Raw genomic sequence first — 24,425 nt, forward strand, 5'->3', positions numbered from 1 at the left:
GGAGGGGAGCCCTTGTTCCTCCGCCGCCGCCCCGACGGCCGCCGGAGCCCGGTCGGCCGACCGGTGCCCTCCGGCCGTGCCCGCACGCCGTCGTCCCTCGTGTCGGCCGCCGTCCTGGTGGTCGCGGTCTGCGGCGGCATCACGGGGTGCGCCCAGGCGGGCGAGCTGAAGAGCACGGGGCCCGCCCCGACGGCGGTCGGTCCCGTACGGCTGTGGCCCACGCTGCCGCCCGCCACAGCTCCGGCCGAGGACTTCGGGGCGGTCGAGACGGAGACGGCGAAGGGCATCAGGGTCCCGGACGGCAACGTGCGCAAGGTGGACCCGATCGCGGTCGTACGGGCCGAGGTGGCCGCGCATCCGGACACGTACAGCGGACCGGACGGCCTGTACGCGGAGACGGTCGCCAAGCTGCGCCGGTGCGCGGAGCGGCCGAAGCAGTGTCCGGTGCTCCAGCCGTACTACCGCGACCTCACCGGGGACGGGCGGGAAGAGCTGATCGTCGGCATCAAGATGCCGGGGGGCCAGCTGGCAATCCGCGCCTACCTCGCCGAGAAGGGCGGGCTGACCCGGATCATGGGCACCTCGGACGCGGTGACCAGCGTCGCGTTCGCGGGCCGCGACCTGGTGCTGCGGGCGCCCGCGGGAATCGCCGGGTACGAGTACCGCACGGCCTGGACCTGGGACGCGCGCCAGCACGCGATGCTCGCCACGCAGGACCAGATCGTCCGCATCTTCGGGGGCCCGAGACCGCACCGCACGGGTCCGGGAACGGGTACCGGCACAGGTCCGGGGACAGGGCCCGGCAACGGGCCGAACAGCGGGAAAGGCAGCGGATCGGGATCGGGCAACGGTTCTGGTGACGGTTCTGGTTCCGGCAACGGTTCCGGCTCCGGCTCCGGCTCCGGCAAGCACACGGACTCCCGTACGAGCGGGAACGGGACCACGCCCCCCTCCCCCGCCGGACCCCCCGCATGAGCCGCGCCCGGCTGCGGTTTCCCGCCTGGACCGCCTCGCTCACCTGGAAGGCCCTCGCCTTCCTCACCGTGATGTGCTGCCTCCTCGCCGCCTTCCTCGGCGCCCTCGTGCACGTGTCCGTCACCCATCAGACCGTCGAGCAGGCCCGCGAGAAGGCCCTCGACCGGCTGGACCGGGCCGCCGAGGCGTACGAGGCGGGCGAGCCGCTCCCGCCGGGCGCGGGCGTCGACCTGCCGGGGCTGCCGGACTCCCTGCGGCGGCTCAACCGCAAAGGCGAACAGGGCACCGTCGTCTCGAACGACCTCGCCGGGCGGCCCCGGATGTGGGCGGCGCGCGCCGCCGACCGGCGGTCCCTGGCCGTCGCACTCGACTACCAGTCGGGCGTCGACACCATCACCGGCCTCGACCGGGCCATCGTCGGCTCGTCGGGGCTGGCCATCGGCGCGACGCTGCTGGTCGGGGCGTTCGCCGTCACCCGGGTCACCCGCAGGCTGCACCAGACCGCCCGGGTGGCCCGCCGGATCGGCGCGGGCGACCTCGACGCCCGCGTGCACGATCCCCGCAACCAGGACCCGGACCGCCACAAGGACGAGGTCGCCATCGTCTCCGGCGCCCTCGACACCATGGCCGGGACGCTCCAGGGCAAGCTGCTGAGCGAGCAGCGCTTCACCGCCGACGTCGCCCACGAGCTGCGCACCCCGCTGACCGGGCTGACCGCCGCCGCCGGGCTGCTGCCGCCCGGCCGCCCCTCGGAGATGGTGCAGGAGCGCGTGGACGCGATGCGGCGGCTGACCGAGGACCTGCTGGAGATCTCCCGACTGGACTCCGGCAGCGAGCAGGTGGAGCTGGACCTGCACCGGCTGGGTCCGCTGGCCGAGCGGGCGGTGCGGGCGATCCCCGCCCCGACCGAGGTCAGAGTCGTACGGGACGTGGGCGTCGAGACGGACCGGCGACGCCTGGAACGGGTCCTCGGCAATCTCGTCGCCAACGCGCACAAGCACGGCCGGGCCCCGGTGGAGCTGACCGTCGACGGCCGGGTGATCACCGTACGTGACCACGGGGACGGCTATCCGGCGTACCTGGTGGAGCACGGACCGCAGCGATTCCGCACGGAGGCGGGCGGGGCCAAGGGCGGGCACGGGCTCGGGCTGACCATCGCGGCGGGTCAGGCGGAGGTGATCGGGGCGCGGTTGACGTTCACGAACACACCGGACGGAGGGGCGGTCGCGCGGCTCGTACTCCCCCGGTGCGAGGAGATCCCCAAAACGCCCCATGACAACACAAAGTGACACTTTGCGATCAATAAGTGTCGATTTTAGGGTGAAGCAAGCGAGTTGAGGGCTGCGTCCCGCGACGGGGCCCGGCCACTCCTCCCTAGGAGGCAACATGCTCACCCCCAAGAAGTTCGCCCTGTGCGTCGCCGCCGGCGCACTGACCGCCACCCTCGCCGCCACTCCGGCCCTCGCCGAGCAGGCCGTACCCGACACGGCGCCCGCAGCACCCGCCGCCGCCCACCCCCGGCACACCGAAGGCCGCGTCACCGCCAGAACCGGACTGAAGCTCCGCGACAAGCCCACTCGCAGCAGCCGCATCATCCGCACTGAGCCGTACGGCGCGACCGTCCACATCTTCTGCAAGACCACCGGCGACCACGTCGAGGGCAACGACCACTGGTACCTGCTCACCGACGGGACCTGGGCCTGGGGCTCCGCCCAGTACATCGTGCCGAAGGGCGGGCACTCCCCGCGCTGGTGCTGACCCGTACCGCCGCCGTCGAGGGGGCGAGGGTGACGCCCCCGCCCCCTCGATGACATATACGGACATTAAGCACAATCACTTGTTACGTTTCCGGAGTGACCGACGCGCCCCCACCCGAGCTCCGCCTCCCCAAGCGGCGTGGCGTCGAGCTCTGCCTCCTCGTCGGCGCGGTCCTGATCGCCGTACTCGGGTACTGCGCCACGGGCCTCGGCAAGGCCGGCACCGCGCCGCCCGACGCGCTGAAGTACGGCGCGGGCCTCGGCGTCCTCGCCCTCCTCGCCCACTTCGCGGTCCGCTTCCGGGCCCCGTACGCCGATCCGCTCCTCCTCCCGATCGCCGTGCTCCTCAACGGCATCGGGCTCGTGCTCATCTACCGCCTCGATCTGGAAACCCCCAAGGACCAGGCAGCGTTCACCCAGCTCACCTGGTCCACGCTCGGCGTCGGGCTGTTCATCGCCGTCGTCGTCCTGCTCCGCGACCACCGCGTCCTGTCCCGGTACGCGTACGTCTCGTGCGCCGCCGCGCTCGTCCTGATGGTGGTGCCGATCTTCTTCCCCGCCATCAACGGGGCGAAGATCTGGATCCGCTTCGGCGGATTCTCCTTCCAGCCGGGCGAGTTCGCCAAGATCCTGCTGGCCGTCTTCTTCGCCGCCTACCTGGCCGCGAACCGCAACGCCCTCGCGTACACCGGCCGCACCTTCTTCTTCAAGCGCCTCCAGCTCCCGACCGGCCGCGTGCTGGGCCCCATCGTCGCGATCTGGCTGCTCAGCGTGGGCGTCCTCGTCCTGGAGCGGGACCTCGGCACCTCGCTGCTCTTCTTCGGGCTCTTCGTGATCATGCTGTACGTGGCCACGGGCCGGACCGGCTGGATCGCGGTGGGCCTGCTGCTCGCGGCCGTCGGCGCGTACGCGGTGGGCTCCGTCGAGCCGCACGTGCACAGCCGGGTCGCCGACTGGCTGCACCCCTTCGCCTCCATCGAGGCGGGCGAAGGACCCGGCCAACTGGCCCAGTCCCTCTTCGCGTTCGCCGCCGGAGGCATGCTCGGCACGGGCCTCGGACTCGGCCACTCGATCCTCATCGGCTTCGCCGCGAAGTCCGACTTCATCCTCGCCACGGCGGGCGAGGAACTGGGCCTGACCGGGCTGACCGCGATCTTCCTGCTGTACGCGCTCCTGGTCGCCCGGGGTTACCGGGCGGGCCTGTCCCTGCGCGACCCGTTCGGCCGTCTGCTCGCCATCGGGCTCGCCTCGATCGTCGCGCTCCAGGTCTTCGTCATCGCGGGCGGGGTGATGGGGCTGATCCCGCTGACCGGCATGGCGATGCCGTTCCTCGCCCAGGGGGGTTCGTCCGTCGTCACCAACTGGATCATCGTGGCGTTGCTGATCCGGGTCAGCGACTCGGCGCGCAGTCCCCGCCCGGCCTCCGCCGAGACGGGGCAGATCGCGGCGGTGCTGGAGCAGGACCTCGTGGAGCTGGCCGAACTCGACGGCGTACGGACGAAGCCCGATGGCGCACGGACGAAACCGGACGGCGTACGGACGAAGCTGGAGAGGAAGCAGACGTGATCCGATACATCCGCCGGGCTGCCGCCTGCTGCCTGCTGCTGCTGGTCGCGCTGCTCCTCAACGCCGCCCGCATCCAGGTCTTCCAGGCCGACTCGCTCGACGACAATCCCGCCAACCGCCGCAAGAACATCGTCCGTTACGACCAGGCGCGCGGAAACATCCTGGTCGACGGCAAGCCCGTCACCGGCTCCAAGGACACCGGCGAGCAGCTCCGCTGGGAACGGACCTACAGCCAGGGGCCGTTGTACGCGCCGGTCACCGGTTACGCCTCGCAGACGTACGGGACCGCCTTCGTCGAGGCCGCCGAGGACGACGTGCTCTCCGGCACCGATCCGATGCTCGCGCCGCTCCCCTTCTGGACCGAGCTCACCCGCAAGCAGCAGCCGGGCGGGAACGTGGTCACGACGATCAGGGCCAACGCCCAGCGGGCCGCGTACGAGGGCCTGGGCGGGCGGCGCGGCGCGGTGGCCGCCATCGATCCGTCGACCGGGAGCATCCTCGCCCTGGTCAGCAGCCCTTCGTACGATCCGGGACTGCTGTCGGGGACGGGGCGGGCGGTGTCCGACACCTGGGCGCGGCTCAACTCCACGACGAGTCAGCCGATGCTGAACCGGGCGATCCGGCAGACGTACCCGCCCGGCTCCACCTTCAAGATCGTGACGGCTGCGGCGGCGCTGGACGCCGGGGTGGTGGTCGACGTGGACGCGCCGACCGACACCCCGGATCCGTACGTCCTGCCCGGCACGAGCACCTCCCTGCCGAACGAGGCCAGCGGCTGCGAGCACGCCTCGCTGGCGTACGCGATCCGGGTGTCGTGCAACACGGTGATGGCGAACCTGGGGGTGAAGACGGGGCTGGCGTCGATGCTGGACACGGCGGGGAGGTTCGGTTTCAACGACAAGGGGATGCGCATCCCTTCGCCGGTCTCGGCGAGCAACTTCGACAAGAGCATGAGTGACGACCAGTTGGCGCTGTCGTCGATCGGGCAGTTCGACACGCGGGCAACTCCCTTGCAGATGGCGATGGTTGCCGCCGCGGTGGCCAACGGGGGCGATCTCAACAGGCCGCATCTGGTGGACAGTACGACGACGAGGGCGGGGGGTCTGGTGACGCAGACCGCCACGCGGTCCTACCAGCAGGCGATGAATCCGGCGACGGCGATGCAGTTGCAGAAGATGATGGTCGACGTCGTGGAGAACGGGACGGGCGGGAACGCGGCGATCCCGGGTGTGACGGTGGGCGGCAAGACGGGAACGGCGCAGCACGGGGTGGGCAACTCCGGTGTGCCGTATGCCTGGTTCATCTCCTGGGCGCAGAAGGAGGGGGTGGTGACGCCGAGTGTGGCGGTGGCCGTGGTCGTGGAGGACGCGGCGGCGCGGCGGGGGGACATCACGGGCGGGGGGCTGGCGGCGCCGATCGCGCGGGCGGTGATGGAGGCGGTGTTGCGGTAGGTGGGGGGTGCCGGGGTGCGGCTCCGTTGCACGGGTGCGGCGGCACCAGTGCTGGGCGGGCGGCTCCGGGGTGGGCCCGGAGCGAGGAGCCCCCCCCGGGGGGCTCGGCGGATGCCGAGAGGGGCTGGGAGACTGATCGGCATGACGTGGGGTGTCGAGGAGTCTTTGGCGCGGATCGCGGAGGGCGATCCTCGGCTGTGTGCGTTCCTGGAGGTGTGGGAGGACGCCGCGCCCTCGGTGGAGGGCCGTGAACTCCCTTTGTACGGAATGCCGTTCGCGGTGAAGGGGCGGGCGGGGCTGCGTTCTTACGCGGCACGGAAGCTGATCGCGGCGGGGGCGGTGCCGGTCGGGTCGACGTCCGTGCCGGGTCCGGGGACGTACTGGCAGACCTGGGGCCTGGGCGCGAAGGGGCGGACCCTCAATCCGTACCGGCCCGATCTCACTCCGGGCGGGTCGTCGGCCGGTTCGGCGGTGGCGGTCGCGGCGGGGATGGTGCCGCTGGCCACCGGAAGCGACGGGGCGGGGTCGGTGCGGATCCCGGCGGCCTGGTGCGGGGTGTTCGGGCTGCGCACGACGCGGGGGCTCTTGCCGTCGCCGGATCGTACGGGGCTGGCGACGGCGGGGGTGCTGGGGCGGTCGGCGGCGGAGCTGGAGGCGTACTTGGGGTGTGCGGTGGAGGGGTACGAGGCGGCTCCCCGGGCATCGCTGCCGACGCGGGCGGTGTGGTCGGCGGACCTGGGGGTCGCGGCGGGGCCGGAGCTGGATGCGGAGGTGGTGGGGGTGGCGCGGCGGGCGGCGGAGCGGTTGTTCGGGCCGGACGGGCTGGAGGAGGCGGCGGGCTTTGCCCTGCGGGACCCCAAGGAGGAGTGGTTCGCGATGCGGGGCGGAGCGCGGCCGGGGGCGGTAGCGGAGTGGAACGCGGCGCAGCTGAGTGAACTCTTCGATGGGGCAACGGTGTTGGCGACCCCGGTCACCCCCTTCTCGCCGCATGGGCACGAGGGGCCGGGGGGCCGCTTTTCGACGGCGCTGACGTGGGCGTTCAACGTGAGCGGGCATCCGGCGGTGAGCATTCCGGCGGGGTTCACGGCGGACGGGTGTCCGGTGGGGTTGCAGCTCGTCGCGGGCTTCGGGGCGGAGGCGGTGTTGGTGGGGGTGGCGGCGAGGGCCGACGGGCGGAGCTGAGGAATTCCCGGCCCCGCCCGGCGGGCGTCAGCGGTGCCGGTTGACCGCCGACAGGCGGACGAGCCCACTCGTGGCTCTCGTCCAGCCCGTACTCGCGTGCGGCGCTCATGTTTGCTTCCACGCGGCAGAGTCTCGCCGAAACGGGAAACACACTCAGAGTGATTGCCGGATCGCCCTTCCTCCGAGTGATCGGCGATCCGGCACTGACGGGCCACGCCCTCACCCCAGTGCCTCCCTCCTCTCCAGCCACTCCCCCGGCATGTCCTCCACTCCCACCCGTGCCCCCACGATCCCGCCCGTGATCGCGCAGGTCGTGTCGACGTCGCCGAAGCCCTCCGCCGTCGCCCACAGCGCGTCCTCCAGCGAGTCGGGGTGGCGGGCCGCCGTCCACACCGCGAAGGGGACCGTGTCGTCGGCCCGGATGCGCTGGCCGTTGCCGAGGAGGTCGGCGGCCTTCCAGGGCTCGGTCTCGACGGGGAGCGAGGCGGCCTTGAGCAACCCCTCCCGCACCTCCCCCGCCGGGGTCCGGTCCGCCACCTCCGCGACCGTCAGCTCTCCCCGTACCGACAGCGCCGCCGCGACGGCGACCGCCACCGCCCCCGCCACGCCCTGCGGGTGCGCGTGAGTGACGCGGGCCGACAACTCGGCCTGGGATGCCGCCAGTTCCAGGTCGTACGCGAACCAGGCACCCAGCGGTGCCACCCGCATCGCCGCACCGTTCCCCAGGCTCCCGCCGTCGAAGAGCGTGGGCGCGAGGGTGCGCCAGTCGGCCGGGTGGGCGAGGAGTTCGGGGAGGAGCACGTGCATGCCGTGGCCGTAGCCCCGCCCCCGGTCCGCGTCGAAGGTCAGCGCGAAGCACGCCGCCAGGCGGTCCTGGTCGACGTGGCCGTGTTCGGTGAGGACGCGATGCAGGGCGAGGGCCATCGCCGTGTCGTCGGTCCAGTGCCAGACGGGGCCCTCGGGCAGCCGCCTCGCCCGTACGTCCTCGTACGTATTGTCCGGGACCAGGCCCTCCCGGAAGCGGAAGAGCGGGAACCAGCGCTCTCCGAAGGCGTCGCCCAGGGCCAGCGCTTCGAGGCTGCGGCGGGCGGCGCGGCGGTTCTCGGCGGGCGCGGACGGGACGGGGGCGGAGCCGGGTGTGTTCATGGACAGCATCGTGCCCGGGATGTGAAAGGGGGTACATCCATTATGGGCCGGAAATCGGGCTGATTCCGTCGTCCGGCGGGATGATCTTGAACTCCCTTTCTCCGTCCTAGCGTTGAGGGCATGAACACCACACCCCTCCACCTCCGCGACCACGGCGGTGCAGGTCCCGCCCTCCTCCTGCTGCACGGCGCGGGCCGTTCGCACGCCGACTGGGACGCCGTCGTTCCGCATCTCCTCCCCCGCCACCGCGTCCTCGCGGTCGATCTTCCGGGGCACGGGCGGTCGGCGGCACCGGCGGATCGCTGGTCGTTCGAGGGGGCCGCCCGAGCGCTGGACGGCATCCTGACCGCCCACGACGCCGTCCCCGTCGGACACTCCCTCGGCGGCCTGGTCGCCGCGTACCTCGCGGCGACCAGGCCCGGCACTCCCGCCGCTGTCGATCTCGACGGTTTCTGGTGGGGTGCGCCCGAGCGGTACGAGGCCGGGGCTCGGGTTCGGGAGGTGATGTACGCGGCGGCGGGAGGTGTCATGCCTGCCGGGTTCGTCGAGCAACAGGCCGCGTACGCCGAGCAGTTCGGGATTCCGTGCGAGCGGGCCGAGCGCGCCGCACGCGCCGCCGTGCGCGAGCTGCCCGACGGGCGGTGGCAGACCCTGCCCGAGCGGGACACCGCCCTCGCGATGTACGCGGCGATGGACGCGTTCGACCTCTTCGCCGCCTTTCGCGAGGCCGCGTGTCCGCTCCTGCTCGTACGGGGTGAACGGGCTCAGCCCGCGAGTCCGCCCGGGATGGAGTGGTTCGACGCGTTTCTCGGCGAGTACGGGGAGGGGCTGAGCAGTGACCTCGCCTCGCTGCGGGCCGACCGGCCGGACACCGTCACCGTGGCCGGGGTCGACACCACGCACGCCATGCTGCTGGAGGAGCCTGAGGCGGTCGCGGCGCTGGTGGCGGGGTTCGTCGGCGGGTGATGAGGTGGGGCCCCGGGCCCCAGGCCCCGGGCCCCAGGCCCCGGGCAGCCCTCGCGCAGGGGGCTGAGGCATCCGTCCTTGATGCCGCCGAGGAATGCGGTGAAAGCCGGGGCGGGGAGGGCCAGTTCCGGCCCTCAGGCCACCTCGGAGTCCCGCACTCCGGTCACGGCCCCCGCCAGCGCCACCTCGGTTCCGTCTCCCCGACCACCATCAGGGGGCCGGGTTCTGCTCCTTGACCATCAGCTGAGCGCAGAGGATGTCGTACGCCCATCTCTCCCACTTGTCCGGCGGCCACGCGCGGTCGCGGGTCAGGACCAGGAAGAGCTCCGGACTGAGCAAGGCGTAGATGATGTCCGCCGCCTCTCCGGCGGACACAGCGGGGCTGGCACCGGGCTTCGCTGTCAGGGCCTTCGCGGCTGTCGAGACCACCGTGTAGCGCGGGTTGGTCTCGTCTGGCCACAACTCCCGGATTTCCGGGTTGGTCGCTGCCGCGGCGCGGACCATCTCGTCGATGGCCGCGACACGTTCGAGTGTCCTGCGGGTGCCGGTGACCAGTGCGGCCAGGGCGGACTCGGCGGTGGGCGCGGTCGTGACCTCCGTGAACCACGGCCGGTCCATCGTGGGCACGGGATCGTCGTCTCCCGCGATGGCGACATCGACCAGTTCCTTGAGCAGCGAGGGCTTGTTCCGGAAGACGAAGTAGATCGTCTGCACTGCCACGTCCGCCCGGTCGGCGATCTCCTGCAGCCTGGTCGCCCCGTAGCCCTGCTCGACGAAGAGACCGGCGGCCGCGTCGATGATCCGCCGCCGTGTCTCCCGGGCTTTGTCGCCCCGTTTTCCCTTGACCTCAGCCATGACTGGAGTCTATATCTAGAGTTGTCCTCTAGAGGTCAACTCTAATTAGTGGAGGGGTGAGTCATGCACGCCATCGCCAACCGTCAGCAGGCAGAGGCATGGAACGACTGGGAGGGCGTCCACTGGGCCGAACACTCCGAGCGCTACGACGCGATGATGGGCGCGTTCAACGAGCCCCTGTTCGCCGCCGCGGACATCAAGGCCGACGACCGGGTCCTCGACGTCGGCTGCGGCACCGGCCAGACGACACGCATCGCCGCGCGGCAGGCGTACGACGCGAACGTCGTCGGAATCGACCTGTCCGCGCCCATGCTGGAACGCGCCCGACGCGACGCCGCCGCGGAAGGCATCGGCAACGTCACCTTCGAGCAGGGCGACGCCCAGGTGCATCCGCTTCCCGACCACGGGTTCGACGTCCTCCTCAGCCGCGGCGGCGTCATGTTCTTCGCCGACCACGCCGCGGCCTTCACTCACCTGCGGCGCGCGCTCGCGCCGTCGGGCCGACTCGCGTTCCTCGGCCCGCAGCCCTCGGGCCCGGACAGCGCCTACGCCCGTGCGACCGCCGCACTCTCACCGTTCCTGCGCGAGGCATCCCCCGCCGCCAGGGGTATGGGGTCGCTCCTGGACCCCGCGCGCATCCGCCAGGTGCTCGCCACCGCCGGGTTCACCGACATCGACGTGGTCCCCGCCGAGGCTCCCATGGCGTTGGGCGCCACCGCGGGCGACGCCGCCGACTTCCTCTTCGCCATGGGCCCGACCCGCTACAACCTGCGCGACGTCGACCCGGCGACCATCTCCCGTGTCCGCGCCGAAGTCCAGGACGCGCTCGCGGAGTTCGAGACGTCCGACGGTGTCCGCATCCCCGGGTCCGTCTGGATCGTCACTGCTTCGCGGGAGCACAGCCCTTCGGTCGAGTGAACCGGCGTTCCGGGCGAGATCAGCGGGGTGGGGATCTGACGGGCGGTCAGTCGGTGCTGCTGTAAACGCTGTTGCCTTCGGGTAACAACCGGTGCGGCCGGTGGAGGGACCACCGACAGCTGATCAACGGGATCGTCTACCGGCTGGGCACCGGGGTGCAGGGGCGTGAGCTGCCGGAACGCTTCGGACCGTGGCAGACCGTCCACAAGCGGCACGCGCTGTGGTCGGCCGACGGGGGCATCTCGGTCGACTCCAGCGTGATGCGCGCCCACGAGTACGCCGCAGGAGCGCCGAAGGCGGCTCCGCCCGCCCCGCCCCGGCCCTCAGAACAGAACCTAGTCCGGGGCCGACCCGTCGGCGATGGCGTTCCGGACCTCCGCCACCCGGTCCGCCTCCTCCGTCGCGAAGCGCTCGCGGTCGAGTTGTTCGGCGATCTCCTCGTCCTGGGTCATCAGGAGGTCGAGGTTGGAGTCGCCGAGGTCGAAGACGCCCATGTCGACGTACGCCTTCTGGAGGCGTTCGCCCCACAGGCCGATGTCCTTGACGCACGGGACGATGCGGCTGAAGAGGAGCTTGCGGAAGAGGTGGAGGAACTCCGACTGTTCGCTGAGTTCGTGCGCCTCCTGCCGGGGGATGCCGAAGTTTTCGAGGACCTCGACTCCGCGCAGGCGGTCGCGCATCAGGTAGCAGCCCTCGATGACGAACTCCTCGCGCTCCTTGCGTTCGGCGTCGGAGAGCTGCTTGTAGTAGTCGCGCAGGGCCATGCGGCCGAACGCGACGTGGCGGGCCTCGTCCTGCATGACGTACGCGAGGATCTGCTTGGGGAGGGGCTTGTTGGTGGTGTCGCGGATCATGCCGAACGCGGCGAGGGCCAGGCCCTCGATGAGGACCTGCATGCCCAGGTAGGGCATGTCCCAGCGGGAGTCGCGCAGGGTGTCGCCGAGCAGGCCCTGGAGGCTGTCGTTGACGGGGTAGAGCATGCCGATCTTCTCGTGGAGGAAGCGGGAGTAGATCTCGGCGTGGCGGGCCTCGTCCATGGTCTGGGTGGCGGAGTAGAACTTCGCGTCCAGGTCAGGGACGGATTCGACGATGCGGGCGGCGCAGACCATGGCGCCCTGTTCGCCGTGCAGGAACTGGCTGAACTGCCAGGCCGTGTAGTGGCGGCGCAGGTCGCCCTTGTCCTTGTCGGTCATGCGGTCCCAGTAGCGGGTGCCGTAGAGGTTCATGGACTCGTCGGGGGTGCCGAGGGGGTCCTGCGGGTCGACTTCGAGGGACCAGTCGATGCGGGTGGCGCCGTCCCACTGCTTGTCCTTGCCCTTCTGGTAGAGGGCGAGGAGGCGTTCGCGGCCCTCGTCGTACTCCCACGAGAAGCGGGCCTGACCGGTGGCGGGCACCTGCCAGACCGGCTCGGACGGGGGGTTGGTGTAGAGCTCGTGCGTCGACATTGACGGCCCCTTCGCGTACCCAACAGAGGTGTGCAATCGCTTAGTTGGCAGGCTCACACGCGGGTAGACGCATGGTCAACAAGCCTGCCGACAGACCCGCCGACAGGCCCGTCGACAGACCCACCGACAAGCCCGTCAGTACGGGCCAACAAGTGGTGCGCGAGGGATTGACGGCCTTGCTGACAAGGAGTCTCATAAGAGGTGACCCCCGGTAACCCGGGTATCCCAGGTCCCCAACCACGAGGTGCTCCGACCATGACGACCGCCCCGGCACGGAAGACCGAGCCGACCGAGACCGACTTCACGGCCCTCCGCGACGCGCTCGGGTGGCTCAAGGACCGCGAGCAGGTCGCCGAGCGGCTGCTCGAATCGTCGGCCAAGCACTCCTTCGACCCGGACACCGAACTCGACTGGGACGCCCCCGCCGACGAGGGCAAGTGGTACTGGCCGCCGGAGCTGGTGTCCCTGTACGACACCCCGCTGTGGAGGAAGATGTCCGAGGACCAGCGGATGGAGCTGGCGCGGCACGAGGCGGCGGCCATCGCGTCGCTCGGGATCTGGTTCGAGATCATTCTGATGCAGCTGCTGGTGCGGCACATCTACGACAAGTCCGTGACCAGCAACCACGTGCGGTACGCGCTGACCGAGATCGCGGACGAGTGCCGCCACTCGATGATGTTCGCCAAGATGATCCAGAAGGGCGGGGCCCCCAACTACCCCGTGCCGCGCGTCTATCACAACCTGGCGCGGGTGCTGAAGACCGTGTCGACCACGCCGGGATCCTTCGCGGCGACGCTCCTCGGCGAGGAGATCCTCGACTGGATGCAGCGGCTGACCTTCCCGGACGAGCGCATCCAGACGCTGGTGCGGGGCGTGACCCGCATCCACGTGATCGAGGAGGCGCGGCATGTGCGGTACGCACGCGAGGAGTTGCGGCGTCAGATGGTGACGGCGCCCCGGTGGGAGCAGGAGTTCACCCGGCTCAGCTGCGGGGAGGCGGCGCGGGTCTTCTCCACGTGCTTCATCAACCCGAAGGTGTACGAGAACGTGGGGCTCGACCGGCGCGAGGCCATCGCCCAGGTGAAGGCGAGCGGGCACCGCACCGAGGTCATGCAGAACGGGGCGCGGCGGCTGACCGACTTCCTCGACGACATCGGGGTGTTGCGGGGCCCGGGGCGCAGGCTGTGGGTCAGCTCGGGACTGCTGGCGCGCTGAGGTTCCGCGCGGAGGGGCGGGCACCGGAGAGGGTGCCCGCCCCTCCGCGCTCCGGCGGAGCACGACGGCCGAGCACGACGGCCGAGCACTCCGGCCGGGCGCTTCAGCGCAGCGCGCTCAGCTTCTGCCAGTCGGGCCAGGACAGGTTCCACTGGCCGAAGCCGTTGTTCGGGGCGACGACGCCCTTGGTCTCCTTGCCGGTGATCTCGAACGGGTCGCCCGGACGGACCTGGGCGTAGAACCAGGTCGCGTCGGCGGTGCTCATGCCGATGCAGCCCGAGCTCTGGTTGGCTCTGCCGAAGAAGCGGGCGTTCCAGGGGGCGGCGTGGGCGTACATGCCCGACCAGGTCAGCCGCATCGAGTAGTCGACCATCTTGTTGTAGGCGTCGCGAAGGCCGACCGTCTCGGAGTTCATGTTGATGGTGCCCTCCTTGGCCATCAGGACGGCCGTCCCGCGCCAGGAGCGCTTGTCGCCGCCGGGGGTGCCGCCGGAGACCGGGATGCGGCGCACGGACTCGCCGTCGCGCAGGAGCGTGAGGTGGTGGCGGTCCAGGTCCACCGTGACGATCTGCCGGGTGCCGATGGTGAAGGTGGTGGCGTAGTCGCGGACGAACCAGCCGCCCGTGCCGGAGTCGGTGCCGTTGAGTTCGGCGTTCACGGTGACCTTGGTGCCGGGCTTCCAGTAGTCCTTGGGCCGCCAGTCCACCCTGTCCCGGCCCGACCAGTCGCGCAGCCAGCCCCAGGAGCCCTCGGTGGGGTTCGAGGTGGTGATCTTCAGCTGCTTCTCGACGTCGGCGCGGTTCTTGACGGGGCGGTCGAAGACCAGGGAGACGGGCTGGGCGACGCCGACGGTGGTGCCGGTGCCGGGCCGCCAGTCGACCTTGTTGACCCGGTCCGCCGGGGCGGTGGTGAAGAAGCTCCGGTTCGTGGTGACGGTGCCGCCCGGCGCCCTGGTCGCCACCGTGACCGCGTACGACGTGCCGGGTGCGGCCTTGCGGCCCGAGGTCCAGGCGCGGCCGTCGGCGGCGACCTTCCCGGCGAGTGCGCGGCCCTTCGCGTCGGTGACGGTCACCGAGGTGAGACGGCCGCCCGTCGCCGTGACGTTCACCGGCTGACCGGCCTCGGCCCGCTTGCCCGTGGGGGTGACCTGCACGGTGACGGGGCGGTCGTTGTTCTTCGCCGCCGAGCCCGTGCCCGTGCCCCTGCCCGTTCCCGCATCGGCCGGAGCGGGGTCCCCGGTGCAGGCTGCCACGAGCGGTGCGAGGAGGAGCACGGCGACGGCGGTACGTAGCGGAGCGGTACGTATCGAGGAGTGGGCGCGGACGCGGGTGCGGGGCAACGGGACCTCCGTGGCGGGAAAGGCGGGGGCGCGAGAGCGAGGGTCGGCAAGTTCGCGGCCGACAGCCGGAGTTGTGACTGTAGGACCGGAGAGGGGCAGGTCAGCCGTGCCGGGGCAATGTGACGGCGACTGGTGAGGAACGGTCATGGTCCGGTCACATTCGCCGTGCGGGGCGGTCATGGGCGGCTGTGAGCATCTGCGGCGACCCCGGAGAAGTCCGGGGAGATGGAGAGGCCCAGACCGTGACAGCACTGCTCGTTCCGCCCTCGTCCGCGTCCCCCCACGAAGAGCACGAAGAGGGCGCCCTCGTGCTGGAGAGCATCACCGCCGGGGCCTACCGTGCCTTCCTCGCCTCCCGCGACGGCACGGCGCTCGGTGCGCCGTTCCTCCAGTGCCCGTCCTGGGCGGACGTCAAGGAGGGCTGGCGCTCCCTGTTGCTCGGCTGGGGTCCCGACCCCCGGGCGGGGCGGCTCACGGGGGTGGCGCTGGTGCTGCTGCGGCAGCTCCCGGGCACCCGGAAGTACTTCGCGTACCTGCCCGAGGGGCCGGTCGCGGACTGGGCGGATCCGGACGTCGACCGTTGGCTCGGGCCGCTGCTCGACCACCTGCGCGGCGCGGGCGTCTTCGCCGTACGCATCGGGCCGTCGCCCGCCTACCGGCGCTGGGACGCGGCCCTGCTGAAGTCGCTCGTCCACCCGGGCAGACGCCTCGGCGACGTCCTCGCCAGCGAGGTCGACCCGCTCGGCGCGGCGGTGACCGAACGGCTGCGGGCCCGTGGCTGGCGGCGCTGCGGCGACGAGGGTTCCGGCGGCGACGGGGACGCCCAGCCGCGCCACGTCTTCCGGGTGCCGCTCGCCGGGCGCAGTACCGAGGACCTGTGGGCCGGGCTCAACCAGGAGTGGCGGCGCAACGTCCGGCGGGCGCGGAAGGAGGGCGTGGAGGTGGTGGTGGGCAGCGCGGCCGATCTGCCCGAGTTCTTCCGGCTGCTGCGGATCACGGAGGAGCGCGACGGGTTCCGGCTGGGCCGCTCGCTCGCGTACTACGAGCGCCAGTACGCGGCGCTCAACGCCGAGGAGCCGGGCCGCATGAAGCTCTACCTCGCCCGGCACCACGGGGAGGTCCTCGCCGCGCACACCATGATCACGGTGGGGCGGCGGGCCTGGTACCAGACCGGTGCCTCCGCCGACCACCGCCGGGAGGTGCGGCCGTCCAACGCCCTCCAGTGGCGCATGCTGCTGGACGCCCACGCCCGGGGCGCTGACGTCTACGACATGCGCGGGGTACCCTCCACACTCGATCCAAGCGAACGTACGTACGGCCTGCTGCGGTGGAAACTCGGCACGGGAGGACAGGTCGTCGAGACGTTGGGGGAATGGGAGAGACCCTTGGACGGCACCGCCAACCGGACGCTGTACCGCGCCTTCCAGGCGTACTTGAACCGCCGGTGAGCGCGTCGGCGAAGGAGAAGATTCTCCCCGAGAGCGCCCCCAGGGCCGCCTCCGCAGCGCGCAGCAGTGTCGTCATGGCCGCGGGCTCCCTGGTGTCCCGGGCCACCGGCTTCGTGCGGTCCGCCGTCGTCGCGGCGGCGATCGGCACGATCGGGACCGTCCCGGACGGCTACGCCGTCGGCAACGCGCTGCCCACCATCGTCTACATGCTGCTCATCGGCGGCGCGCTGAACGCCGTCTTCGTGCCCGAGCTGGTCAGGGCGGCGAAGGAGCACGCCGACGGCGGGGCCGCGTACACCGACCGGCTCATCACGGTCTGCGTCCTGGCCCTGCTGGTGATCACCTCGGCCGGGGTGTGGGCGGCGCCCGCGATCATCGGCGTCTACACCGACTACACCGGCGAGCAGGCGTCGATGACGATCGCCTTCGCCCGCTACTGCCTGCCGCAGATCTTCTTCCTCGGTGTGTTCACGCTGCTGGGGCAGGTGCTCAACGCGCGCGGCCGGTTCGGCGCGATGATGTGGGCCCCGGTCCTCAACAACGTCGTCGTGATCGGTGTGTTCGGCCTGTATCTGGGCCTGGGTCTGGGCGGCGGGGGCACGCTCTCCGCGTCCGACACCGCGCTACTCGGCTGGGGCACCACCGCCGGGATCGCCGTCCAGGCGCTCGCCCTCGTACCGGCGCTGCGCGCGGCCCGGTTCCGCTGGCGGCCCCGGTTCGACTGGCGGGGCAGCGGGCTGACCCGTCCGCTGCGGGCGGCCGGATGGCTGGTGCTGCTGGTCCTGGCCAACCAGGCGGCGTACTGGGTCACGACCCGGCTGGCCACCACGGCGGGCCTCGAAGGGGGGCCCGGCTACGGCGCGTACAACAACGCCTATGTGCTGTGGGTCGTCCCGCACGGCATCATCACGGTCTCGCTGCTGACCGCGCTGCTGCCCCGGATGAGCGCGGCGGCCGCCGACCGGGACGACGCGGCCGTGCGGCGGGACGTCTCGTACGCCCTGCGCTCCACGTCCGCCCTGATCGTCCCGGCGGCCTGTGCGCTGTTCGCGCTCGCCCACCCGGTGATGTCCCTCGTCTTCGGGCACGGCAGGACGAGCGCGGACGACACCGCCGCCATGGCCGGGATCCTGATGGCGTTCGCGCCCGGGCTGCTCGCCATGTCGGGCCAGTACGTGCTGTCGCGCACCTTCTACGCGCTCGGCGACACCCGTACGCCCTTCCTGCTCAACCTGGTGATCGTCGTCCTCAACGCGGGTCTTTCGGTGACCGCCGCCCAGGTGCTGCCCGCCCGCTGGGCGGTGACCGGGATGGCGGCCGCCTACGCGCTGGCGCTCTTCGGGGGCTGGGTCGTCACGGGTCTCGCACTGAGCCGTCGCCTCGGAGTGGCCCGGCCGTGGCGGTCGTCGGCCGTCGTGGCGCAGGCGCGGCTGCTGGTCGCCGCCGTACTCGCCACCGCGCTGGGGTACTTCGCGGCGTACGGGGCGGAGCGGGCGGGCGCCCTGGCCGCCGCCGCTGCCGGAACGGCCGTCATCGTGCTCGTCTTCGTCCTGCTCGCCAGGCCGTTGCGGCTGACCGAGCTCGATGCGCTGATCTCCGGCGCACGCCGACGAGTACTGCCCCGCTGAAAGACCCCCGGCGCTGACAGGGCCCCGGCGCTGAAGAACGTGGAAGAACACCGAGGAGATTGCTGATGCCCCGCGTACTGCTCATCGAGGACGACCCCGCCGTGCGGGAGGGCGTCGAGCTCGGGCTGCGCCGCCGAGGCCACGAGGTGCGGTCGGCGGCCACCGGCGAGGCCGGGCTCGCCGCGCTGGACGACTTCCGGCCCGATCTGCTGCTGCTCGACCTGATGCTGCCCGGGATGAACGGCGTCCAGGTCTGCCGCCGCGTCCGCGAGGACAGCCAGCTGCCCATCATCATGCTGACCGCGCGCGGCGACGACTTCGACATGATCGTGGGCCTGGAGGCGGGCGCCGACGACTACATCGTCAAGCCCGCCCGCCCCGACGTGATCGAGGCGCGCATCCGGGCCGTACTGCGGCGCATCGAGGTGACGGGCACGGACCGGCCGACCGTCGAGACCCACGGCGACCTCACCGTCGACCGGGCCGGGCTGACCGTCACCAAGGCCGGTCAGCGCCTCGCGCTGGCCCCCTCGGAGCTGAAGCTGCTGCTGCACCTGTGTGCCGCCCCGGACCGGGTCTTCAGCCGCCAGCAACTGCTGGAGCACGTGTGGGAGCACAGCTACCACGCCGACGCGCGGCTGGTCGACGCGTGCGTCCGCCGCCTGCGCAACAAGATCGAGGACGACAGCGGCGCGCCCCGGTACGTCCAGACCCTGCGCGGCTTCGGCTACCGCTTCGGGCCGCTGTGAGCATGCGGACGGCGGTGCGCGGGAAGCAGGCCGATGGAGACCGGCCGGGGCGGCGCGTGGGGGCGTTCGGGCTGCGCACCCGCCTGGTGCTGGCGTTCCTGCTGGTCGCGGCCGTGAGCGCCGGAACCACCGCCGCGCTGACCTACCGGGAGGCGCGTACCGCCCTGCTGAAGACCGCCCAGGACACGGCCGTCGCGTCGTTCCGCGAGCAGGTGGAGATGAACACCTTTTCCTCCTCCCTGGAGAACGGGAACCTGAAGTCCAACCTGCGCGACATCGCCCGCAAGGGCAAGCCGCGCCCCTGGATCGTCTTCGCCGAGTACGGCACGCTCCGCGTCTCGTCCGGCACCAGCCCCGTCTCCGGCGTCATCACCCCGGAGCTGCGGCGGGCCGCCCTGACCACGCCCCGGGGAAGCTTCGAGCGCGTGGTCAAGGACGGCGTCCCGTATCTGACCATCGCCATACCGACGGTCTTCAAGACCACGTCGCAGACGACGGTGCTGCCCACCGGTCTTGTCGTGTACGCCGTCATGCGGATGAGCGACGAGCAGATCAACGTCGACGCGCTCCTGACCGCCGCCCGCAACGGGGCCCTGCCAGGACTCGCCGTGGCCCTGCTGCCCGGCCTGATCGCCGCCCGCAGCGTGCTGCGTCCGGTACGGGAGCTGCGCCGGGCCGCCCGGAGCATGGGCAGCGGCCAGCTCGACACCCGCATCCAGGTGCGCGGCAGCGACGAACTGGCCGAGCTCGCCCGCACCTTCAACGAGTCCGCCGGAAACCTGGAGCACTCGGTGCGGGAACTGCGCCAGGCCGAGGCGCGCGCCCGCCGCTTCGCGTCCGACGTCTCGCACGAGCTGCGCACCCCCCTCGCCGGGATGCTCGCGGTGACCGAGGTCCTCGACGAGGACGCGGGACGGCTGGACGGCGACACCGCGCGTGCGGTGCGGCTGATCAGCGCGGAGACCGGGAAGCTCGCCGTCCTCGTCGAGGACCTGATCGAGATCTCCCGCTTCGACGCGCGCGCCGCCGAGCTGAACGCCGACGAACTCGACGCCGCCGAGGCCATTCGCAAGACCCTCGCCAACCGGCACTGGACGGACGGGAGGTTCCGCACCGAACTCCCCGACGGGATACGGGTACGGCTCGACCCGCGCCGCTTCGACCTCGTCGTCGCCAACCTCGTCGGCAACGCGCTGCGGCACGGGGCCGCCCCCGTCACCGTACGACTGCGTCGCGGGACCGGCTCCGACGGGACGCCCGTGCTGGTCACCGAGGTCGCCGACAGCGGACCCGGCATCAGGCCCGAGGTGCTGCCGCACATCTTCGACCGCTTCTACAAGGCGGACGCGGCGCGCACCCGCTCGGCGGGCAGCGGCCTGGGGCTGGCGATCGCCGCGGAGAATGTCAGACTGCACGGCGGGGAGATCCGCGCGGGAAACCTCCCAGAGGGGGGTGCCGTGTTCACCGTGGAGATACCGCTGTTCACGGAAGGGAACGACGCGTGAGGCAGAGGCCCGCACACCGCTGGGCGCTCGCCGCCGCCGGACCGCTGGCCGCCCTGCTGCTCGCGGGCTGCGGCATCCGCGAGACCGACGTCATCGAGGCGGGCGGCCCGGCCACCGTGGGCTACATCGCCAATCCCGACATCGATTCGCTGCTGTTCTTCCGGTTGCCGCACGGAGACGTGGTCCCCGTGGTGCGGACCCTGGGATCGTACGAAGGCGTCGGCCACGAACCCCGGCGTCCGACGCCGGAGAAGGTGATGGCCGCGCTGCTCAGCGGCCCGCTGGCGGAGGAGAAGGCCGCCGGGCTGAGCAGCGCCCTGCCCCCGGTCACGGCCGGTGGTGCCCGGCTCCTGGAGCCCCTGGAGGCCCCCGTGCCCGGAGAAGTCACGATGCAGCTCCCGCTCGCCGTCCGGCCGCTGGACGCGACGGCCGTACGCCAGTTGATCTGCACGGTCGCCTTCCTCCAGGATCCCGGCGGCGGGTCCCCGGTGCGGCTGAGGGGCACGGACGGCGGGACGAAGTCCGGCACCTGCGACATGGATCTCCGTACGGACGGGACCTGACGGGACCGACCAGCCGACCGGACCGAGCGGACCGACCGGACCGACCGGACGCCGACCGGACCGACCGGACCGACGGCCAGGAGGCAGCCCCGCACCGGCCACCGGCCGATTACGCTGCACCGCATGACCACCGCCGCGTCCTCCCCCGCGTACCGCCGCCTCAGCGTGGAGCAGCGCCGCGTGCAGCTGATCGACTCGGCGCTGTCGCTGTTCGCCCACCGGGCGCCCGAGGACGTGTCGATCGACGACGTGGCGGAGGCCGCAGGGGTGTCGCGCCCCCTGGTCTACCGCTACTTTCCCGGCGGGAAGGTCCAGTTGTACGAGGTGGCCCTCGGCTCCGCAGCCGACGAGCTGAAGCTCTGTTTCGCCGAGCCGCAGTCGGGCCCGCTCACCCGCCGGCTCGCCAGCGCCCTCGACCGCTACCTGGCCTTCGTGGACACCCACGACGCCGGGTTCAGCGCCCTCCTCCAGGGCGGGAGCGTGGTCGAGACGTCCCGCACCACCGCCACCGTGGACGGCGTACGGCGCGAGGCCGCCGAGCAGATCCTCCTGCACCTGGGCGTGACCGACACGGCGGGTCCCCGGCTGCGCATGATGGTCCGGACGTGGATCTCCGCCGTCGAGGCCGCCTCCCTCATCTGGCTCGACGAGGACAAGCAGCCCCCGCTGCCCGACCTGCGCGACTGGATGGTCGACCACTTCGTCGGCCTGCTCACCGTCACCTCCGCCACCGACCCCCAGACGGCGGACGTGACCCGGGCGGCCCTCGCCCTGGAGACCGCCGAAGGGGCGGCCGGTGTGCTGGCCCGCCGGGTCGTGCCGGTGGTCTCCCGAGCCGCCCACCTGCTGTGACACTGGTGGAGTGAGAAGCGAGAAGACCCCCTTCGTCGGCGGGCCGCTGGACGGCCAGGCCCTGGACGTCCTGACCGGCCCCACCGGCAACCCGCCCAAGTGGTACGAGGTCCCCGTGCCGGACGCCGGGGGCGGGCCTCCCACGGTGTACGCGTACGAGCGCCGGGCCGCCGGGTACAGCAAGCGGCTCGGGCTCCAGCGGGGCTGGAAGTACGTGTACGTGCCCGAGGGGCGCGAGCCGTGGACGCCGAAGTGGCCGTGGACGAAGCCCGCACCCCGGCCCGCACCCCCCTCCGCCCCCGAGTCCACCCGCCACGCCGACGGCGGGCAGTCTCCGACCGGTAAGGGTGACTGAGCTGCGCCGCAAGGCCCACGCGCCGGGTGGGCCGGTGTGCGGCGGCGCACCATCGGACTGAGCCGGGTCGACTTCCCGGCTCCGTACCGGAGGTGATGGTGTGTCGAGGTTCAAGGCCGCGGTGGTGGCGGCGGCGACGGTCCTGGCGGTGACCGGTGGCGCGGCGCATCCGGCGCAGGCCGCCCCGGGCGACCCCGGCGGCATCGGGCAGCTCCTCACCGACCTCCAGCGGCTCTACCAGCAGACCGAGGAGGCCACCGAGGCGTTCAACGCCACGGCGGAGAAGCTCACCACCCAGCGCACCGAACTGGCCCGTATCAACGGGCAGTTGAGCCGGGCCCGGGTCACCCTCGCCGAAGGCAAGCGGGCGGCGGGGCAGCTCGCCCGCGAGCAGTACAAGGGGCGCGGCGACTACGCGTACTCCTCACTCGTGACGCTGCTGACGTCCTCCGACCCGGACCACGCGCTCGCGCAGGGGCACACGCTGCGGCGGGCGGCGGCGGCCCGTGCCCTGAAGGTGACGCGGTGGCAGAGCGACGAGAAGAAGGCCGACGCCCTGGCGACCCGGGCGCGGGCCGCGCTCGACACGCAGCAGACCCTGGCCGTGAAGCAGAAGAAGGCGCGCGACGCGGTGCAGGCCCGCCTCAAGCAGGTCGAGGCGACGCTGGCCGCGCTCACCGCCGACGAACTCGCCTCGCTGGCCGCGCTGGAGAGCCGTACGACGGAGCGGGCACAGCGGGACCTGATCGGTTCGGGGGCCTTCGGACCCGGGGGCGTACGGGCTTCGCGCGCGCCCTCGCGGGAGGGCGACCGGGCACTGGCGTACGCGACCCGCCAGCTCGGCAAGCCGTACGTGTGGGGGGCGGAGGGGCCGGACACCTTCGACTGCTCCGGGCTCACCCAGCAGGCGTGGGCGGCGGCCGGGCGGACCATTCCGCGCACCAGCCAGGAGCAGTGGGCCGAGCTGCCCCGGGTGCCGCTGTCGGCGCTGCGCCCCGGCGACCTGGTCGTGTACTTCCCGAAGGCGACGCACGTGGCGATCTACCTGGGGAACGGTCAGGTCGTGCAGGCCCCGCGCCCCGGCGCTCACGTGAAGGTGTCGCCGATCGCTTCGAACCCGGTGCTGGGCGCGGTTCGCCCCGACCCGGCGCTCGCCCCGCTCTCCTCCTACGTGCCGCCGGACCTGCCGACGGGGCGTGACGTGGAGGGGAACGAGTCCGATGCCGGGTACGGGGCCCAGAACGCGCCCGAGTAGCGGCTAGGGGGCGACCGAGGCCAGGTAGGCGTTGGTCTTCTCCGGCTCGTAGAAGAAGTTCTCGAAGTCGGACGGGTCGTTGAAGCCGTTCGCGAACCGGTCTGCCACGGCCGGGAGTTGGCCCGCCGCACCGATGAGGTTCAGGACGTGCTCCGGGGGGACGCCCAGCATGGCGTTGGTCCACTTGGTGACGTGCTGGGCGGTGTCCCAGTAGCGGTCGAAGGTGCGCTGCATCCATGCCTCGTCGAAGTCCGCGTCGCCGTGCGAGACGATCGAGTCGAGGTAGGAAGCGGCGCACTTGGACGCGGAGTTGGAGCCCTGCCCGGTGATCGGGTCGTTGGCGACGACGACGTCCGCGACGCCCAGGACCGCGCCGCCGCCGGGGAGGCGGCCGATCGGGTGGCGGACGGTGGGGGCGTAGCGGCCCGACAACGTGCCGTTGGCGTCGGTGAGTTCGACCTTGGTGGCGCGGGCGTACTCCCAGGGCAGGAACTTCTCCATCAGTTCCAGGGTGAGGGAGAGGTGCTCGGCGGGGTCCTTGATGCCCTTGAAGGCGTCGACGGGGCCGCCGGGGACGCCCTCCCAGAAGAGGATGTCGGCGCGGCCGGACACGGTCAGGGTCGGCATGACGAAGAGCTCGCCGACACCGGGGACCAGGTTGCAGCGGACCGCGTCGAAGTCCGGGTGCTCGGGGCGCGGGCCGAGCCCGTGGACGTAAGCGACGGCCAGCGCGCGCTGCGGGGCGTCGTACGGGGAGCGGGAGGCGTCGCGGCCGAAGAGCTGGACGAGTTCGCCCTTGCCCGCCGAGACCAGCACCAGGTCGTACGTACGGGAGAAGAAGTCCAGGTCGGAGACGGCGGCGCCGTGGATGACGAGCTGGCCGCCGCGCTGCGCGAAGGTGTCCATCCACCCGGCCATCTTCACGCGCTGGTCGACGGACTGGGCGTAGCCGTCGAGCTTGCCGACCCAGTCGACGGCCCGTTCGCCGTCGGGGGCGGCGACGGAGACGCCGAGTCCCTCGATGCGGGGGGCCTGGGACTCCCAGAAGTTGAGCTGGAGGTCGCGCTCGTGCGTCAGGGCGGTGTGGAACATGCACTGCGTCGACATGACCTTGCCGGAGCGGATCTCGTCGGACGTGCGGTTGGACATCAGGGTGACTTCGTAGCCCTGGGACTGGAGGCCGAGGGCGAGCTGGAGACCGGACTGACCGGCGCCGACTATGAGGATCTTCCGCATGGGGATGGGTGGCTCTCTG

22 protein-coding genes and 1 pseudogene are annotated in these 24,425 nt (G+C 71.9%); 18 read left to right on the forward strand and 5 right to left on the reverse strand.

Annotation, left to right across the window (positions count from 1 at the left end):
* Window positions 1-12: 12 nt before the first annotated feature.
* The 6 genes from OG897_RS22550 to OG897_RS22575 all read left to right on the forward strand — a co-directional run bounded on the left by OG897_RS22550 (window position 13) and on the right by OG897_RS22575 (window position 6,931).
* Window positions 13-975, forward strand: a complete 963-nt coding sequence (locus OG897_RS22550; protein WP_266659001.1) for a hypothetical protein — start codon at window positions 13-15, stop codon at window positions 973-975.
* Window positions 972-2,264, forward strand: coding sequence for a HAMP domain-containing sensor histidine kinase (locus OG897_RS22555; RefSeq protein WP_266659002.1), 1,293 nt, complete (start codon window positions 972-974; stop codon window positions 2,262-2,264). The genes OG897_RS22550 and OG897_RS22555 overlap by 4 nt, the downstream gene beginning before the upstream one ends.
* A gap of 97 nt (window positions 2,265-2,361) precedes the next feature.
* Window positions 2,362-2,733 (forward strand): SH3 domain-containing protein, encoded by a 372-nt coding sequence (locus OG897_RS22560; RefSeq protein ID WP_266659003.1) that lies wholly within the window; start codon window positions 2,362-2,364, stop codon window positions 2,731-2,733.
* 95 nt (window positions 2,734-2,828) lie between these two features.
* Window positions 2,829-4,298: an FtsW/RodA/SpoVE family cell cycle protein gene (locus OG897_RS22565; protein ID WP_266659004.1), complete on the forward strand. Its 1,470-nt coding sequence runs from the start codon at window positions 2,829-2,831 to the stop codon at window positions 4,296-4,298.
* Window positions 4,295-5,749 carry a penicillin-binding transpeptidase domain-containing protein gene (locus tag OG897_RS22570; RefSeq protein ID WP_266659005.1) on the forward strand — a complete coding sequence of 485 codons (1,455 nt, stop codon included), beginning with the start codon at window positions 4,295-4,297 and terminating at the stop codon, window positions 5,747-5,749. The genes OG897_RS22565 and OG897_RS22570 overlap by 4 nt, the downstream gene beginning before the upstream one ends.
* 141 nt (window positions 5,750-5,890) lie before the next feature.
* A complete protein-coding gene (locus OG897_RS22575) occupies window positions 5,891-6,931 on the forward strand; it encodes an amidase (RefSeq protein WP_266659006.1) in 1,041 nt (346 codons plus the stop codon).
* Between the two features lie 219 nt (window positions 6,932-7,150).
* Here OG897_RS22575 and OG897_RS22580 read toward each other — a convergent pair whose 3' ends face one another.
* Window positions 7,151-8,077 carry an ADP-ribosylglycohydrolase family protein gene (locus OG897_RS22580; RefSeq protein ID WP_266659007.1) on the reverse strand — a complete coding sequence of 309 codons (927 nt, stop codon included), beginning with the start codon at window positions 8,075-8,077 and terminating at the stop codon, window positions 7,151-7,153.
* Window positions 8,078-8,197: 120 nt separating this feature from the next.
* On the opposite strand from OG897_RS22580, the gene OG897_RS22585 reads away from it, so the two are divergent.
* Entirely contained in the window at window positions 8,198-9,043 is an 846-nt protein-coding gene (locus OG897_RS22585; protein WP_266659008.1) for an alpha/beta fold hydrolase, read from the forward strand.
* Between the two features lie 210 nt (window positions 9,044-9,253).
* Here OG897_RS22585 and OG897_RS22590 read toward each other — a convergent pair whose 3' ends face one another.
* Complete coding sequence (locus OG897_RS22590) at window positions 9,254-9,898, reverse strand: TetR/AcrR family transcriptional regulator (protein ID WP_266659009.1); 645 nt, start codon at window positions 9,896-9,898, stop codon at window positions 9,254-9,256.
* Between the two features lie 63 nt (window positions 9,899-9,961).
* Here OG897_RS22590 and OG897_RS22595 point away from each other — a divergent pair, with 63 nt between their 5' ends.
* On the forward strand, window positions 9,962-10,816 hold the full coding sequence (locus OG897_RS22595) for a class I SAM-dependent methyltransferase (RefSeq protein WP_266659010.1): 855 nt from the start codon (window positions 9,962-9,964) through the stop codon (window positions 10,814-10,816).
* Between the two features lie 68 nt (window positions 10,817-10,884).
* Window positions 10,885-11,112, forward strand: a pseudogene (locus OG897_RS22600) (transposase); the annotation flags it as partial.
* A 39-nt stretch (window positions 11,113-11,151) separates the two neighbouring features.
* Here the strand turns inward: OG897_RS22600 and OG897_RS22605 are convergent.
* Window positions 11,152-12,261, reverse strand: coding sequence for a ferritin-like domain-containing protein (locus OG897_RS22605; RefSeq protein ID WP_266659011.1), 1,110 nt, complete (start codon window positions 12,259-12,261; stop codon window positions 11,152-11,154).
* 255 nt (window positions 12,262-12,516) lie between these two features.
* Here OG897_RS22605 and OG897_RS22610 point away from each other — a divergent pair, with 255 nt between their 5' ends.
* Window positions 12,517-13,476, forward strand: a complete 960-nt coding sequence (locus tag OG897_RS22610) for a diiron oxygenase (RefSeq protein ID WP_266659012.1) — start codon at window positions 12,517-12,519, stop codon at window positions 13,474-13,476.
* A 103-nt stretch (window positions 13,477-13,579) separates the two neighbouring features.
* Here the strand turns inward: OG897_RS22610 and OG897_RS22615 are convergent, their stop codons facing one another.
* The gene (locus tag OG897_RS22615; protein WP_266659013.1) at window positions 13,580-14,815 is read right to left on the reverse strand and encodes an Ig-like domain-containing protein; all 1,236 of its coding nucleotides are present in this window, start codon (window positions 14,813-14,815) and stop codon (window positions 13,580-13,582) included.
* 242 nt (window positions 14,816-15,057) lie between these two features.
* On the opposite strand from OG897_RS22615, the gene OG897_RS22620 reads away from it, so the two are divergent.
* The 8 genes from OG897_RS22620 to OG897_RS22655 all read left to right on the forward strand — a co-directional run bounded on the left by OG897_RS22620 (window position 15,058) and on the right by OG897_RS22655 (window position 23,170).
* Window positions 15,058-16,263 carry a peptidoglycan bridge formation glycyltransferase FemA/FemB family protein gene (locus tag OG897_RS22620; RefSeq protein WP_266659014.1) on the forward strand — a complete coding sequence of 402 codons (1,206 nt, stop codon included), beginning with the start codon at window positions 15,058-15,060 and terminating at the stop codon, window positions 16,261-16,263.
* 20 nt (window positions 16,264-16,283) lie between these two features.
* The gene (gene murJ, locus OG897_RS22625) at window positions 16,284-17,891 is read left to right on the forward strand and encodes a murein biosynthesis integral membrane protein MurJ (RefSeq protein ID WP_266660411.1); all 1,608 of its coding nucleotides are present in this window, start codon (window positions 16,284-16,286) and stop codon (window positions 17,889-17,891) included.
* Window positions 17,892-17,956: 65 nt separating this feature from the next.
* Window positions 17,957-18,640 (forward strand): response regulator transcription factor, encoded by a 684-nt coding sequence (locus OG897_RS22630; protein WP_266659015.1) that lies wholly within the window; start codon window positions 17,957-17,959, stop codon window positions 18,638-18,640.
* Window positions 18,641-18,642: 2 nt separating this feature from the next.
* Window positions 18,643-20,145 (forward strand): HAMP domain-containing sensor histidine kinase, encoded by a 1,503-nt coding sequence (locus OG897_RS22635; RefSeq protein ID WP_266659016.1) that lies wholly within the window; start codon window positions 18,643-18,645, stop codon window positions 20,143-20,145.
* The gene (locus tag OG897_RS22640; protein WP_266659017.1) at window positions 20,142-20,708 is read left to right on the forward strand and encodes a hypothetical protein; all 567 of its coding nucleotides are present in this window, start codon (window positions 20,142-20,144) and stop codon (window positions 20,706-20,708) included. The genes OG897_RS22635 and OG897_RS22640 overlap by 4 nt, the downstream gene beginning before the upstream one ends.
* 123 nt (window positions 20,709-20,831) lie before the next feature.
* Window positions 20,832-21,560, forward strand: coding sequence for a TetR/AcrR family transcriptional regulator (locus tag OG897_RS22645; protein ID WP_266659018.1), 729 nt, complete (start codon window positions 20,832-20,834; stop codon window positions 21,558-21,560).
* 10 nt (window positions 21,561-21,570) lie between these two features.
* Entirely contained in the window at window positions 21,571-21,915 is a 345-nt protein-coding gene (locus OG897_RS22650) for a hypothetical protein (protein ID WP_266659019.1), read from the forward strand.
* 100 nt (window positions 21,916-22,015) lie between these two features.
* The gene (locus OG897_RS22655) at window positions 22,016-23,170 is read left to right on the forward strand and encodes a C40 family peptidase (RefSeq protein WP_266659020.1); all 1,155 of its coding nucleotides are present in this window, start codon (window positions 22,016-22,018) and stop codon (window positions 23,168-23,170) included.
* 3 nt (window positions 23,171-23,173) lie between these two features.
* Here the strand turns inward: OG897_RS22655 and OG897_RS22660 are convergent, their stop codons facing one another.
* Window positions 23,174-24,406: a styrene monooxygenase/indole monooxygenase family protein gene (locus OG897_RS22660; protein ID WP_266659021.1), complete on the reverse strand. Its 1,233-nt coding sequence runs from the start codon at window positions 24,404-24,406 to the stop codon at window positions 23,174-23,176.
* Window positions 24,407-24,425: the final 19 nt, after the last annotated feature.

This window comes from Streptomyces sp. NBC_00237, assembly GCF_026342435.1.
Classification (GTDB): Bacteria; Actinomycetota; Actinomycetes; order Streptomycetales; family Streptomycetaceae; genus Streptomyces.

Bases quoted from the DNA above. Each gene is read 5' to 3' on its own strand.
- OG897_RS22555 (WP_266659002.1), top strand. From the start codon at position 972: ATGAGCCGCGCCCGGCTGCGGTTTCCCGCCTGGACCGCCTCGCTCACC.
- OG897_RS22560 (WP_266659003.1), top strand. From the start codon at position 2,362: ATGCTCACCCCCAAGAAGTTCGCCCTGTGCGTCGCCGCCGGCGCACTG.
- OG897_RS22575 (WP_266659006.1), top strand. From the start codon at position 5,891: ATGACGTGGGGTGTCGAGGAGTCTTTGGCGCGGATCGCGGAGGGCGAT.
- OG897_RS22580 (WP_266659007.1), bottom strand. From the start codon at position 8,077: ATGAACACACCCGGCTCCGCCCCCGTCCCGTCCGCGCCCGCCGAGAAC.
- OG897_RS22585 (WP_266659008.1), top strand. From the start codon at position 8,198: ATGAACACCACACCCCTCCACCTCCGCGACCACGGCGGTGCAGGTCCC.
- OG897_RS22590 (WP_266659009.1), bottom strand. From the start codon at position 9,898: ATGGCTGAGGTCAAGGGAAAACGGGGCGACAAAGCCCGGGAGACACGG.
- OG897_RS22595 (WP_266659010.1), top strand. From the start codon at position 9,962: ATGCACGCCATCGCCAACCGTCAGCAGGCAGAGGCATGGAACGACTGG.
- OG897_RS22605 (WP_266659011.1), bottom strand. From the start codon at position 12,261: ATGTCGACGCACGAGCTCTACACCAACCCCCCGTCCGAGCCGGTCTGG.
- OG897_RS22610 (WP_266659012.1), top strand. From the start codon at position 12,517: ATGACGACCGCCCCGGCACGGAAGACCGAGCCGACCGAGACCGACTTC.
- OG897_RS22630 (WP_266659015.1), top strand. From the start codon at position 17,957: ATGCCCCGCGTACTGCTCATCGAGGACGACCCCGCCGTGCGGGAGGGC.
- OG897_RS22635 (WP_266659016.1), top strand. From the start codon at position 18,643: ATGCGGACGGCGGTGCGCGGGAAGCAGGCCGATGGAGACCGGCCGGGG.
- OG897_RS22645 (WP_266659018.1), top strand. From the start codon at position 20,832: ATGACCACCGCCGCGTCCTCCCCCGCGTACCGCCGCCTCAGCGTGGAG.
- OG897_RS22660 (WP_266659021.1), bottom strand. From the start codon at position 24,406: ATGCGGAAGATCCTCATAGTCGGCGCCGGTCAGTCCGGTCTCCAGCTC.